This is a genomic window from Kitasatospora sp. NPDC096147, from assembly GCF_044763225.1.
GTDB lineage: Bacteria > Actinomycetota > Actinomycetes > Streptomycetales > Streptomycetaceae > Kitasatospora.
Genome location: NZ_JBIWFX010000004.1, coordinates 535,033 through 548,050, shown reverse-complemented (window position 1 = coordinate 548,050; position 13,018 = coordinate 535,033). Strand labels below are relative to the sequence as shown.

11 protein-coding genes are annotated in these 13,018 nt (G+C 73.0%); 10 read left to right on the top strand and 1 reads right to left on the bottom strand.

Features of this window, described 5'->3' with window-relative positions; translation table 11 throughout:
* Window positions 1–142 precede the first annotated feature (142 nt).
* Window positions 143–2,398 carry a collagenase gene (locus ACIRBX_RS16585; RefSeq protein WP_402297300.1) on the top strand — a complete coding sequence of 752 codons (2,256 nt, stop codon included), beginning with the start codon at window positions 143–145 and terminating at the stop codon, window positions 2,396–2,398.
* Between the two features lie 58 nt (window positions 2,399–2,456).
* Here ACIRBX_RS16585 and ACIRBX_RS16580 read toward each other — a convergent pair whose 3' ends face one another.
* Window positions 2,457–3,473 carry a LuxR C-terminal-related transcriptional regulator gene (locus tag ACIRBX_RS16580; protein ID WP_402297298.1) on the bottom strand — a complete coding sequence of 339 codons (1,017 nt, stop codon included), beginning with the start codon at window positions 3,471–3,473 and terminating at the stop codon, window positions 2,457–2,459.
* 315 nt (window positions 3,474–3,788) lie between these two features.
* On the opposite strand from ACIRBX_RS16580, the gene ACIRBX_RS16575 reads away from it, so the two are divergent.
* From ACIRBX_RS16575 to ACIRBX_RS16535, 9 genes are all read left to right on the top strand, one after another.
* Window positions 3,789–3,974 carry a hypothetical protein gene (locus tag ACIRBX_RS16575; protein WP_402297296.1) on the top strand — a complete coding sequence of 62 codons (186 nt, stop codon included), beginning with the start codon at window positions 3,789–3,791 and terminating at the stop codon, window positions 3,972–3,974.
* 113 nt (window positions 3,975–4,087) lie between these two features.
* Window positions 4,088–5,320 (top strand): AAA family ATPase, encoded by a 1,233-nt coding sequence (locus tag ACIRBX_RS16570; protein WP_402297295.1) that lies wholly within the window; start codon window positions 4,088–4,090, stop codon window positions 5,318–5,320.
* Between the two features lie 327 nt (window positions 5,321–5,647).
* Complete coding sequence (locus tag ACIRBX_RS16565) at window positions 5,648–6,151, top strand: cobalamin B12-binding domain-containing protein (protein WP_402297293.1); 504 nt, start codon at window positions 5,648–5,650, stop codon at window positions 6,149–6,151.
* Between the two features lie 245 nt (window positions 6,152–6,396).
* The gene (locus ACIRBX_RS16560) at window positions 6,397–7,653 is read left to right on the top strand and encodes a methylaspartate mutase (RefSeq protein ID WP_402297629.1); all 1,257 of its coding nucleotides are present in this window, start codon (window positions 6,397–6,399) and stop codon (window positions 7,651–7,653) included.
* Window positions 7,650–8,669 (top strand): asparagine synthetase A, encoded by a 1,020-nt coding sequence (locus ACIRBX_RS16555; protein ID WP_402297292.1) that lies wholly within the window; start codon window positions 7,650–7,652, stop codon window positions 8,667–8,669. Before ACIRBX_RS16560 ends, ACIRBX_RS16555 begins: the two co-directional genes overlap by 4 nt.
* Window positions 8,666–9,982 carry a glutamate synthase-related protein gene (locus ACIRBX_RS16550; protein ID WP_402297290.1) on the top strand — a complete coding sequence of 439 codons (1,317 nt, stop codon included), beginning with the start codon at window positions 8,666–8,668 and terminating at the stop codon, window positions 9,980–9,982. Before ACIRBX_RS16555 ends, ACIRBX_RS16550 begins: the two co-directional genes overlap by 4 nt.
* Window positions 9,975–11,249: an MFS transporter gene (locus ACIRBX_RS16545; protein ID WP_402297289.1), complete on the top strand. Its 1,275-nt coding sequence runs from the start codon at window positions 9,975–9,977 to the stop codon at window positions 11,247–11,249. Before ACIRBX_RS16550 ends, ACIRBX_RS16545 begins: the two co-directional genes overlap by 8 nt.
* Complete coding sequence (locus tag ACIRBX_RS16540; RefSeq protein ID WP_402297288.1) at window positions 11,242–12,678, top strand: amidase family protein; 1,437 nt, start codon at window positions 11,242–11,244, stop codon at window positions 12,676–12,678. The genes ACIRBX_RS16545 and ACIRBX_RS16540 overlap by 8 nt, the downstream gene beginning before the upstream one ends.
* A gap of 102 nt (window positions 12,679–12,780) precedes the next feature.
* Window positions 12,781–12,987 carry an MbtH family protein gene (locus ACIRBX_RS16535; protein ID WP_402297286.1) on the top strand — a complete coding sequence of 69 codons (207 nt, stop codon included), beginning with the start codon at window positions 12,781–12,783 and terminating at the stop codon, window positions 12,985–12,987.
* Window positions 12,988–13,018: the final 31 nt, after the last annotated feature.

Below are 13,018 nucleotides of genomic sequence, written 5' to 3'. Positions count from 1 at the left end.
GATCTGACGACTCTTCCGCGCACCGTCAAGCATGTGACATTTTACATGTCACACATTGAGTCGGCTGCGTCCCCCAACAGCGCGGCCACTACTCGGCCCGGAGGCCCCCACCGTGCGACCCTCCCGGATACCGACGGCCCAGTTGGGCCGTCTGCTCACCCTGGCGTTCGCGTTCCTGCTGACCCTCGGCTTCTTCGCCCCGCAGAGCCGTGCAGCCGCCCCGCAGAGCCCCTCCTCGCCCACCGCCGACCAGCCGGCCCCGCGCAGCTTCCCGCTGCCCAAGTCCCCGAAGGTGCCGGACGACGCCCGCCCGGTGCCGGGCGAGGCACTGACGGGCGGTCAGGACGCCCCCAGGGCGGGCACCGCCACCCAGCAGCCCGCCCAGCAGTCCGCCCGCAGCAAGGCGCAGCGCTCCGCGCCGAACGCACTGGCCGCCGCGAGCTGCACCCCGGACGACTTCGCCAAGACCGGCACCGCGCTGGTCCAGCAGGTCACGTCGGTCGACGTGGCCTGCATGAACTCGCTGTTCAACCTGGACGCCACCGGCTCGGCCAAGGTCTTCCGCGAGGGCCAGATGGCCACCGTCGCGGACGCGCTGCGCGCCGCTTCGGCCACCTACGACGGCACCAACAACGCCTCGATCGGGCAGCTGGTGCTCTTCCTCCGGGTCGGCTACTACGTGCAGTGGCGCTTCCCGGACCAGGTCGGCGCCTACGGTGCCGCGCTGGCGGGCGCCACCCGCGCCGCCCTGGACGCCTTCTTCGGCGCACCGCGCTCCAAGGACGTCACCCAGGCGAACGGCGAGACCCTCTCCGAGGCCGTCATCCTGATCGACAGCGCCCACGAGAACGCCCGCTACACCGGCGTCGTCAAGTGGCTGCTCAACAGCCTCACCCCGAGCACCGGGGGCGCGATGTGGAACGCGGTGGACAGCACCCGCACCGTCATCGAGAACGGCACCGAGTACCCCGGGTTCATCGCCGCCCTGCAGGCCGACCCGTCCTTCGCCGCCGCGATGGCCGGCCTGGTCACCCGCAACTCCTCCGGCCTGACCGGCGGCGACCTGGCCACCTCGATCGGCATCCAGCTCGGCTCGCTGGTCTCCTTCCCCGAGCTGAAGGCCCAGGCCCGCCCGCTGGTCAAGGACCTGATCAACCGCTACCCGCTGGTCGGCGCGTCCGGCCCACTGACCATGAACCTGGCCTGGTTCGCCGAGAACAAGGACAAGGGCAACTGCTCCTACTACGGCATCTGCGACCTGCCCACCCGGCTGGTCCCGCTGGTGCTCACGGTGGACCACACCTGCAGCCCCTCGCTCCGCATCCGGGCCCAGCACATGAGCGCCACCGAGCTGGCGGACACCTGCACCAGCCTGGCCGACCAGGACGCCTTCTTCCACTCGGTGGTCAAGGACGACGGCCCGGTCGCCGGTGACCGGAACAAGCGCCTAGAGGTCGTGGTCTTCGACTCCTACTACGACTACAGCCTCTACGCCTGGTCGATGTACGACATCGAGGTCGACAACGGCGGCATGTACCTGGAGGGCGACCCGACCAAGGCCGACAACCAGGCCCGCTTCATCGCCCACGAGGCCACCTGGGAGCGCCCCGCGTTCCAGATCTGGAACCTGAACCACGAGTACACCCACTACCTCGACGGCCGCTACGACATGGCCGGCGACTTCGACGCCGGGATGACCACCCCGACCATCTGGTGGGTCGAGGGCATCGCCGAGTACGTCTCCTACAGCTACCGCGACGTCCGCTACGACGACGCGATCGCCCAGGCCGCCAAGGGCACCTACAAGCTCAGCCAGCTGTTCGACACCACCTACGACAACGCGGACTCCACCCGGATCTACAACTGGGGCTACCTGGCGGTCCGTTACATGCTCCAGTCGCACCCCCAGGACATGGCCGCGCTGCTCGCCAGGTACCGGGCCGGCGACTGGGCGGGCGCCCGCACCCTGCTCACCTCCACCATCGGCACCCGCTACGACGCCGACTTCGCCACCTGGCTGACCGCCTGCGGCACCGGCCGGTGCGGCACCCTCCAGCCCCCGCAGGCCCCGCTCTGCACCCAGCCGGACACCCGGCAGTACGACAAGGACTGCCGCCGGGACGGCGTCGCCGCCACCACCGGCAACTACGACTACATGTTCGTCTACCTGCCGGCCGGCGTGCGCGAGCTGACCATCACCAGCTCCGGCGGCACCGGCAACGGCGACCTCTACTACAACGGCTCCAGCTGGGCGACCACCTCGTCCTACCTGGCCAAGTCCACCGGCACCGGCAACGGCGAGACGCTGACCATCAGCAACCCGCCCTCCGGCTGGGTGTTCTTCAGCCTCTACGCCCAGCAGGGCTTCTCGGGCGCCAGCGTGACCACGCGGTACTGAGCGGCTTCCCGCAGCGGCGGTGCCCCGCAGGCCGAACCGGCCTGCGGGGCACCGCCGTTCACGCCTCCGGGCGCTCGGGTGGGGGCGTCACGGCACCGACGGCCGGGCCGAGGTCCAGCCCCAGCTCACTGATCAGGAAGCCCGCGTGCAGCCGGCTGCGGGCCCCGAGCTTGTCCATGATGTCGGACACGTGGCGCTGGCAGGTGCGCAGCGACATGCCCATCCGGCGGGCGATGGCCCGGTCCTCCAGCCCCTGTACCAGCAGCCGGACGATGGAGAGCTTCATGTCCTCCGAGATCGCCAGCACCCGCTCCTGGCTGTAGTTCTCCGGGAACGGCGTGGCCGAGGTCCAGGCCCGCTCGAACGCACCGATGGCGAAGTCCACCAGGCTCGGGTCGCGCAGCAGCATGCAGCCCGCGTCGCTGTCCCGCATGGCGATCACCGCGGCGGTCTGGTCGAAGGCCAGCATCCGCATGAAGCCGTCGCCCAGGGTCCGGATCTCGGCCCCCAGCTTGGAGACGTGGTCCACGTACTCCACCGTCACGGTGGAGAACTGAGCGGTGTGCTGGTAGAGCGTGCGCATCCGCACCCCCCGGCCGAGCACCCGCTCGGTGCGGGCCAGCGACTCCTTCAGCACGTCGTCCTTGCGGGCGCCGCCCGGCTGCGAGGTGAGGATCTCCTGGGTGGCGCCGTCCGCCAGCTCGGTGATGACGGACCGGACCTCGTCCAGGTCGGTCAGCCGCTGCACGCCGCCGCCGACCTCGCCGGCGTTGAACTTCGCCTGCTCGTAGGCGTACTGGAAGGCGGCCAGCCGCTCCCGGGTGGTCTCGATCTCCCGTCTGCGGCGCTCGATCTCCTGCTCGGCCGGGGCCAGCAGCTCGGCCGCGGCGGCCTCCGGAAGGCCGGCCAGCAGCATCCCGGGTCTGGTCGCGGAGCGCTTGAGCAGCTTCAACTCAAGCAGTCTGTCGACCAGTTGGGCGCGGTTCGGGTCAAGACGTAATTCGTCTCCGTCGACCTGCTGCCGCTCGGCCACGTACTGGAACAACTCCAGTTCCTCCGGCCCCAGTTCTGTCATCAGAGAAGTCGCGCCAGGTCCGACGGAGCGCACGGCCACACATCCCGTCATGGTCGAATGTACATACGAAGTGGATTCGTATGTCATGTTATCGCCGAACGGCCGCCAAGGGCACCTGATCCGACCTCCGTTCCTTCACCGGGCGGCCACATGACGGCCCGTCATGTCCGTAGCTGTCCGGTATGACCCCCTCGTGTCTGCGTCATGGCGTACTCACGACCCCTGGAGGGCACTTACCCGCCCTCGGAGCCCCCGGCAGACTCATCGTTGCCGGGAAAAACCCGGCGGACTTGATGAAGTCGAGGGGAACTCACCATGGACCGCAAGCTCATCACCACCGCTGCCGTATTCTTCGCCACCACCGCCACCGCGCTGCTGGCCACCCTCGCCGCCTCCCCGGCCTCCGCCGACACCCTCCCCGGCGGCGACACGCAGCCCAACGTCACCACCGTGGTGCCCTCGCCGACCCCGAGCGGCGGCCCGGACCTCGGCTGGGGCTGACCGGTCCGCGGGGCCGGTTCCCCGGACCCCGAAGCCACGGCAAACGCCGTCGAAAGACCCAGACATCCATTCCGGACAGAGAGACGTGGTGAAATCAGACCGTGGACGAAGCGTTGAATTCTGTCCGATTCTCCGGCCTCCTCAGAGAATTCCGCCGGCACGCCGGACTGACCCAGCAGGAACTGGCCGACCTCTCCGCACTCAGCGTCCGCGCCGTCCGTGATCTGGAGTCCGGCCGGGTGCACCGCCCCCGCCGGGAGACCGTCCGGCTGCTGGGCGCCACCCTCCGCCTGGAAGGCGCCCGCCGGGCCGCGTTCGAGCGGGCCGCCACCGAGCACGCCGAGAGCCGCTCCACCCCGCCCGACCCCGCGCTGATCGGTCGCGAGGCCGAACTCACCGCCCTGCTGGGCCTGCTGCGCGAGGGCGGACGCCGCCTGGTCACCGTCACCGGCCTGCCCGGGGTGGGCAAGACCCGGCTCGCCACCGCCGCCGCCGAGCACCTGCGGCTCAGCGGCTGGAGCGTGAACGGCGGCCTGCCCGACCGGGACGCCCTGCTGCTGACCGACCGACCGCAGGACGGCCCGCCGATCGGCGAACTCCTGCGCCGGCACCCCGGACTGCGCGTCCTGGTCACCGCACCCGCACCCCTGCGGCTGGCCGGCGAACGGGTCCTGCCACTGGCCCCGCTCCCCGCACCCAGGCCCGCCCCCGGCGCCGACCCGGCCGACCTGCTGCGCCAGGACGCCGTCCGGCTCTTCCTCGCCCACCTCCAGCGGGTCCGCCCGGGCCACCGCCTGGACCCGGCCGAGGCCGCCACCGTCGCCGAGCTCTGCCGCCGGCTGGACGGCCTGCCGGCCGCCATCGAGCACGCCGCCGAGTGGTGCCTGATCCAGCCGCCGCGCCGCCTGCTGCTCTGGGCCCGGCAGAGCCCGCTGGAGCCCGCCGACTCTCCCGCCGCCGGTCCGCTGCTGCGCACCGCACTGCACCGGAGCATCAGTGAACTCACATACACCGAAGCAGAGTTGCTGCGCCACATGGCCGGCCCCGGCCGAGGCGCCGGCCGCTCCTTCGAGCAGTTGCTGATCTGCACCGGCATCCCGGCCGCCGAGCTGGCCACGGCGGTGCACGCACTGCTGCTGCGCGGACTGGTCCGGGCCACGCCCGGTGCCACCGCCGAGGAGGTGGACTCCGCCGAGCGCTTCACCGTGCCCTACCTGGTCCGGCACTCGCTCGCCGAAACGGCCGCCGAGGCCGAGCAGCTCGCGACGCAGCAGGCCACCCGCGCCACGGCCCAGCGCACCACGAACTCCACGCACCCGCTCCGGCTGCTCGCCGCCACCGGCTGAGCCGAGCCCGCCACACCGTCCCACCCCGCACCACACCGTCCCTCCCTCGCCGCGCCGTACCGCCGCACCGCCCAGCGCCGCACCGCCGTACCGCGCAGCGCCGCACGTCACACCTCGTGCCCCGTACCCCCGTGCCCCGCACCGCCGAAGAGCGGCAGCAACCGAACCGCCGCCCGCCTGCCGGTGCCAACTGCCGGGCGCGCACCACCCGGACGCCTAGCGTTCGGCTGTCGGCGCCGATCACCGCAGCGCCGCAGCCCACCGGGCCCCTCCGCCGCACCGACCCCCGTGGTTCGGCATGCCCTCGACCACCCTGTGAGAGCGACCATGGAGTTGAAGCACCGCCCTGCCCAGCCGCGCACCCGCACCCCCCGCGCCGCCCACACCGGCCTGGACGTGCTGGTCACCAGCGTGGCCTCGGACGCCCACACCTGGAACCTCATCTACCTCCAGCTGCTGTTGGAGGAGTCGGGCCACCGGGTCACCAACCTCGGCGCCTGCGTGCCGGACCAGCTGCTGGTCGACGAGTGCCTGGCCCGCCGCCCCGACCTGGTGGTGGTCTCCACCGTCAACGGACACGGCCTGAACGACGGCCGCCGGGTGATCGAGCAGTTGCGCTCGCACCCCGAGCTGCGGGACACCCAGGTGGTGATCGGCGGCAAGCTCGGCATTGCCGGTTCCGAACAGGGCGATCAGATAGCCGAGTTGACCAAGGCCGGATTCAACGCCGTGTTCCCCGACGGAGCCGCCATCACCGGATTCAACGACTTCGTCCAGGCCATCCCGGCCCGCTCCGCCCGGCGTGCCCTCCCGCTGGCGGGTGCCCGGTGACCGGCAGACCGGAGGCGAGCGCACCGCAGAGCAGCGCACCGCAGAGCAGCGCACCGCGGACCAGCACACCGAGGACGAGTGCACCACCGACGAGCGCACCACGGACGAGCGCACCGGCAAGGCCCGGCCTGGCGGAGAGCGGACCCGAGGCGACCCGACCGGCACCGCGTGCGGACCACCGCTCCCCCGTCCCGCCCGCCGACTCGTTCGGCGGCTACGTCCGCGCCGCCCGCGCCTCCGGCCGCCTGGTGGTGCAGCCCCGGATGGGCATGAGCGACCCGGAGCGGATGCGGGCCGGTCTGCTGGCCGCCCGGCAGGCCGACGCCACCACGGTCGGCACCCTCACGCTGGACAGCTACACCCGGGTCGGCGACCACCACGCCGCCCGCCGGGCGCTGGCCGAGGGCGTGCCGCTGAACGGCTACCCGATCGTCGCCTACTCCACCGCCACCACCCTCGGCGTCACCGAGGGCATCGCCGGTCCCTCCTTCCCGGTGCAGGTCCGGCACGGCTCGGCGGCCCCGCAGGAGATCTTCGAGGCAGCGGTGGCGGCCGGTCTGACGGCCAGTGAGGGCGGTCCGATCTCCTACTGCCTGCCCTACAGCCGGACCCCGATCGAGCAGTCGGTGGCCAACTGGGAGGCCAGCGTCGCCGTGCTGGCCCGGCTTCGGGACCAGGGCCTGGAGCCGCACCTGGAGACCTTCGGCGGCTGCATGATGGGCCAACTCGCCCCGCCCAGCCTGCTGGTGGCGATCAGCGTGCTGGAGGCGCTGTTCTTCCGCGCGCACGGGCTGCGCAGCGTCTCGCTCAGCTACGCCCAGCAGACCCATCCCGGCCAGGACGTCGAGGCGGTCACCGCGCTCGGCCGGATCGCCGGCGAGCTGCTCGGCGACACCGACTGGCACATCGTCATCTACGCCTACATGGGCGTCTACCCGCGCACCCCCGGCGGTGCCACCCTGCTGCTGGAGGAGGCGGCCCGGCTCGCCGTGCACACCGGCGCGGCCCGGCTGATCGTCAAGACCACCGCCGAGGCGCACCGGATCCCCACCGTCGAGGAGAACGTCACCGCGCTGGAGGCCGCCGCCCGGGCCTCCGAGACGGCCGGACCGCCGCCCGAGGCGGGCGACAGCGGCATCCACGCCGAGGCGCTGGCCCTGGTGCACGCCGTGCTCGACCTCGACCCCGACCTCGGCCGGGCCCTCACCCGGGCGTTCGCGCGCGGGGTGCTGGACGTCCCGTACTGCCTGCACCCGGACAACGCCGGGCGGGCCCGCAGCTACCTGGACTCGGCCGGCCGCCTGCACTGGTCCGACACCGGGGCGATGCCGGTGCGCGGCAGCGCCCGCTCGGCCGGCCGGATGACCTCCGGCACCCTGATCAGCTCGCTCTCCTACGTCCAGCAGCGCTTCGACCGGCTGGCCGTCGAACTCGACCACACCCGCCAACTCCCCTCCCGCCGCCCGTCCGTGGGCACCAAGACCAAGGAGTCCGTCCGATGACCAGCACCGTCGAGCCCACCGTGCTCACCCGGGAGCCGCTGCTTCCGCCCGCCGACCCGCGCGCCCACCTGACCTCCGCCACCACCCGCACGGTGCTGCGGATCCAGCAGGAGCTGCTGGCCGGGGCCCGCGAGTACCTGACCGGGCTGGGCTTCCACGAGATGCTGCCGCCGGTGATCGGGCCGGTCACCGACCCGGGCGCGCGCGGCGCCAAGCAGGTGGACGTGGACTACTACGGCCACCAGTACAAGCTGATGACCAGTGCGATCCTCTACAAGCAGGCCTCGCTGCTGGCCTTCCCGAAGATCTTCTGCATCGCGCCGAACGTCCGGCTGGAGCCGCTGGAGACCTGCAACACCAGCCGCCACCTGGCCGAGTTCCACCAGATCGACGTGGAGATGGCGGGCGCCTCCCGGGACGAGATCACCGCCGTGGTCGAGGGCCTGGTGCGGCACATGGTCTCCCGCGCGGTCACCCGGCTGCCGGGCGAGTTCGAGGAGCTGGGCCGGGACGTGAGCGCCTTCACCGCGCTGCTCGGCGAGGCGTTCGGCCGGATCACCCACGCCGAGGCGGTCGCCGAGCTGCGCGACGGCGGCCACCCGCAGAGCCCGGACGCCGAGATCGACTGGACCGGTGAGGCGCTGATCTCCGAGCGGGCCTCGAAGCCGTTCTTCGTCACCGACTACCCCAAGGGCTCGCGCGGCTTCTACGACCGGGAGAGCGCCGAGACCGCCGGGGTGCTGCGCAACTTCGACCTGCTGGCCCCGGAGGGCTACGGCGAGCTGTGCAGCGGCAGCGAGCGGGAGTTCGACTACGCCCGGATCGTCACCCGGATGCGGGAGACCGGCGAGAACCCGGCCAAGTACGGCTGGTACCTCGCGCTGGTCCGCGAGGGCATCCCGGCCTCGGCCGGCTTCGGCATCGGGGTGGAGCGCTTCACCCGCTACGTGACCGGCCTGAACTCGGCCTGGCAGGCGAACGCCTTCCCGAAGCTGCCGGGGGTGGTCTCGCCGTGACCGGGACGGACGCACCCGGTCTGCACGCCCGGGGCCTGCCCGAGCAGGCCGTCCGGGAGCGGGCCCGGCTCGGGGCCGCCGCCGCGTTCCCCAGCGAGGCGCACTACGGCCACACCCTGTTCGGTGCCGAACAGGCGCTCTCCACCGACCCGTTGGAGCAGCTCCGGATCACCCCGCCGGTCTTCATGCCGCAGCGGCTGGAGAAGCTGATCGAGCTCGGCCGGGAGCCGCTGCACACCGACGTGGTGCTCGACACCGTGGTCGGCGGGCTGCGCTCGACCCTGCCGCTCTACCTCTCCGCCTTCGGCTCCACCAAGGCGGCCGGCACCGACCAGGTGTTCGCCGCGAGCCGGCAGGCCGGCCGGCTCGGCATCCCGATGGTGATCGGCGAGAACATCGTGCCGATGGCCGGCTACGGCCGGGCCGGGGAGCAGACCCGACGCACCGCGCTGGCCCGGATCGCCGCCTACCTGGAGGAACTCCCCTACGGGCTGGGCGGGGTGGTGGTCCAGCAGTCCACCGAGGACGCCGACGCCGAGGTGTGGAACCTGGTCTACAGCGACCCGGGCACCCGGGAGCTGCTGGAGAGCGGGCGGCTGGCCTTCGAGCTGAAGGTGGGTCAGGGCGCCAAGCCGGGTCTGGGCGGGATGACCGTGCTGGACCGGGCGGCGGCGGCGAAGGTGGACGAACAGTTCGCCCTGGACGAGGTGTTCGGCCCGGACGCCGACCGGGTGCTGCGGTGCAGCAGCCCGGGCACCTTCACCGAGGAGATCCTCCGTCAGCAGATCCGGCTGATGCGCAACAACTATCCCCGGGCGAAGGTCTGGGTGAAGCTCCACCCCGGCCGGGACGTGGCGCACGCCGCCGCCACCGCCTGGGCCGCCGGGGCCGATTCGGTGACGGTGGACGGGGCCGAGGGCGGCACCGGCTGGGCGCCGGTGGCCTCGATCGCGCACGTCGGGCTGCCGCTCGGCGAGTGCCTGGCCCGGCTGGCCGCCCGCCCCGGGCCGCGCACGGACTGCCTGCTGGTCTCCGGCCGGATGTGGGAGGGCAGCCGGGTGGTGAAGAGCCTGGCGCTCGGTGCCACCGCAGCCGGGCTCGGCCGGGCCGCACTGGTCGCCACCGACGAGGACCCGGAGGCCGGCCTGACCAGGCTGGTCGAGGCGCTCGCGCTCGAACTGCGGCTGCTGATCAGCGCGGTGGGCAAGTACACGCCCGCCGCCCTCTCCCTCGAGGACGTCTGGCCGCTCCCCGCGCCGCCCGCCGTCCCCGGCTTCGACCCGCGCGTCCCGGAGGTGCTGCACCATGGCTGACACCCTGCCCCGGACCGAGCAGGACGCCCCGGCGCCGTCATCGCGCCGGGACGGCCCGCTCGGCCTCAACTACCTGTCCTTCACCGGGGCCATGAGCCTGTCCCAACTCGGCGACTCCGCCTGGTACGTGGCGCTCACCTGGACCCTGGTGCGGGACTTCAGCCCGGCCACCGCCGGTGCGGTGCTCACCGCGGCCAGCCTGCCCCGGCTGATCGGCCTGCTCGGAGGCGGCGTGATCGCCGACCGCAGCGGCCCGCGCCGGGTGATGGTGGTCACCGACCTGCTGCGCGGCGCGGTGATGCTGGCCGCGGCCGGCCTGATCGCGGTGAGCAGCCCCTCGGTGCCGATCCTGCTCGGGGCGGCCCTGCTGCTCGCGCTGATCAGCGCCTTCTTCATCCCGGCCTCCGGCGCGGTCAAGCCGCTGATCCTGGAGGACAAGGACCTGGTCCGGGGCAATGCACTGTTCGTCTTCGGCATCCGGGGCGGCCAGGCGGCCGGCGGCCCGTTCGGCGCCTGGCTGGTGGCGGCCGGCGGCGTCCCGCTGGTGGCACTGGCCAACGCGGGCAGCTTCCTGCTCTCCGCCTTCGCCTCCGGCCGGGTGCGCTACACCCGGGCCCCCGCCGAGCCCGCGCCGAGCGACCAACCGGCGCCCCCCAAGCCGCCGTTCAAGCAGATGCTGGTGGACGGGCTGCGCTACGTCGGCGGCCAGCGCCGGATCATGCTGGTGCTGCTGGTGATCGGTCTGACCGAGCTGGCCTGCGCCCCGCCGGTCAACCTCGGTCTGGTGCTGCTCTCCGAGCGGCTCGGCACGGGTGCCACCGGCGCCGGTCTGCTGCTCACCGCCTACACGGTGGGCGCGGTGGCCAGCTCGCTGGTGACGATGGCCTGGCCGCCCGGCAAGCACGGCGGCCGGGTGCTGGTCGGCACCGTCTGGGCGGCGGCGCTGGCGCTGACCGGGCTGGCCTTCAGCAACTCGCTGCCGCTGGCGCTGGGCTGCTACGCGGTGCTCGGCCTGGTGACCGGTCAGTCCGGCCTGGTGCTGGTCTCGATGCTCCAGCGCTGGACCGAGGCACCGATGCGCGGCCGGGTGATGTCGGTGCTCTCGCTGGTGATCTTCGCCGCCGCGCCGCTGGCCAACCTGGCGGTCGGCACCATGGTGAGCCTGCTCGGCTTCACCGCCGCGATGGCCGTGTTCGCGGTCTTCGCGGTGGCCGCCGCCCTGGTCACGCTGGCCACCCCCGGCATGCGCGGGGTGCGTCTTGACTGACACCTCTCACCTGGGCTCCGCCGAGCTGGGCCACAGCTCGGCGGGCTTCCCGGAACTCCCGGAACTCCAGGCGCAGTTGCGCGACGGCCGGCTGACCAGCGTGTCGCTCACCCGGCGCTGCCTGGAGCGGATCGAGCTGGTCGACCCGCTGGTGCACGCGGTGCTCGCGGTGGACGAGTCTGCGCTGGAGCAGGCCGCCCAGGCCGACCGCCGGTACGCGGCGGGTGCCGAACGGGGGCCGCTGGACGGCATCCCGGTGCTGCTGAAGGACAACATCGACACCGCCGGACTGGCCGGCACGGCCGGCTCCCGGCTGCTGGCCGGCCACCCGCCGGCCCGGGACGCCCGGGTGGTGGCCGGGCTGCGCGCGGCGGGGGCGGTGGTGCTCGGCAAGACCAACCTCTCCGAGTGGTCCAACTTCCGCTCCACCCAGGCCACCGAGGGCTGGTCCGGGGTCGGCGGGCAGACCCGCAACCCGCACCGGCTGGACCGCAGCCCGGGCGGCTCCTCGGCCGGCTCGGCGGTGGCGGTGGCCACCGGGATGGCCCCGCTGGCCCTGGGCACCGAGACCGACGGCTCGATCGTCGGCCCGGCCGGTCTGTGCGGCGTGGTCGGGGTGAAGCCGGAGACCGGGCTGCTCCCGCTGGACGGGGTGGTGCCGATCACCCCGGAGCTGGACAGCGTCGGCGTGCTGGCCGCCCGGCTCTCCGACGCGGCGCTCGCCCTGTCGGTGCTCGGCGGGCAGACACCGGCCGAGCCCGACCGGGGGATGCTCCGGGTCGGGGTCTGGCGGGTGCCCCGGATGCCCGGGGTGGTGGACGCCATGCTGGACACCGCCGCCCAGGCGCTGCGCTCGGCCGGGATCGCGGTGGTGCCGGTGGACCTGGCGCTGGACCAGCAGACCGTCGAGGACGGCCTGCTGGCGATGTACGCCGAATTCCGCCCGGCCCTGGAGGAGTACCTGGCCGGCCGACCCGGCGGCCCGCGCACCCTGGCCGAGCTGATCGAGGGGAACCGGAGCGATCCGGTGGAGCTCTCGCTCTTCGACCAGGACCTGTTCGAGCAGGCCCAGCTGATCGGCCCCGAGGAGCGCGAGCGGGCGGCGCCCGCCCGGCAGCGCTCCCGGGAGGCGGCCCGCAGGCTGCTGGACCGCACCCTGCGGCGGTACGGCGTGCAGGCCCTGCTGGCGCCGACCAACGAGCCGGCCCCGGTGCTGGACTACGAGCTGGGCGATCCCGGCACGCCCGGCAGCTCCACCCCGGCGGCGCTGGCCGGGTACCCGAACGTCTCGCTGCCGGTCGGGCAGTTCCGTGAACTCCCGCTCGGGCTCTCGGTCTTCGGCCCGCCCACGCTGGCCGGGCTGCTGCCGGTCGCGCTGCGGGTGGCCGACGCCTGCGCCGTGCACCGCGCGCCCGCCCTGCGGCCCTGACGGCAGAACCTCAACTGCCGGTCAACTGCCGTGCAGGACTGCCCAGTTCGTCTCGCACGGACGCCTAGCGTAAGCCTCACAACGACTCCCCTGGAGGACCCGATGAGCAACCCCTTCGAGAACGAGGACGGCACCTTCCTGGTGCTGGTGAACCACGAGAACCAGCACTCGCTCTGGCCGGCCACCATCGACGTCCCGGCCGGCTGGGAGACCGTCAAGTCCGGTGCCACCCGGGCCGACGCCCTCGCCTACATCGAGGAGCACTGGACCGACCTGCGCCCCGCCAGCCTGGTCGCCCAGACCTCCTGACCACCATCCATTGGGGCGGGCCCACGTGAGG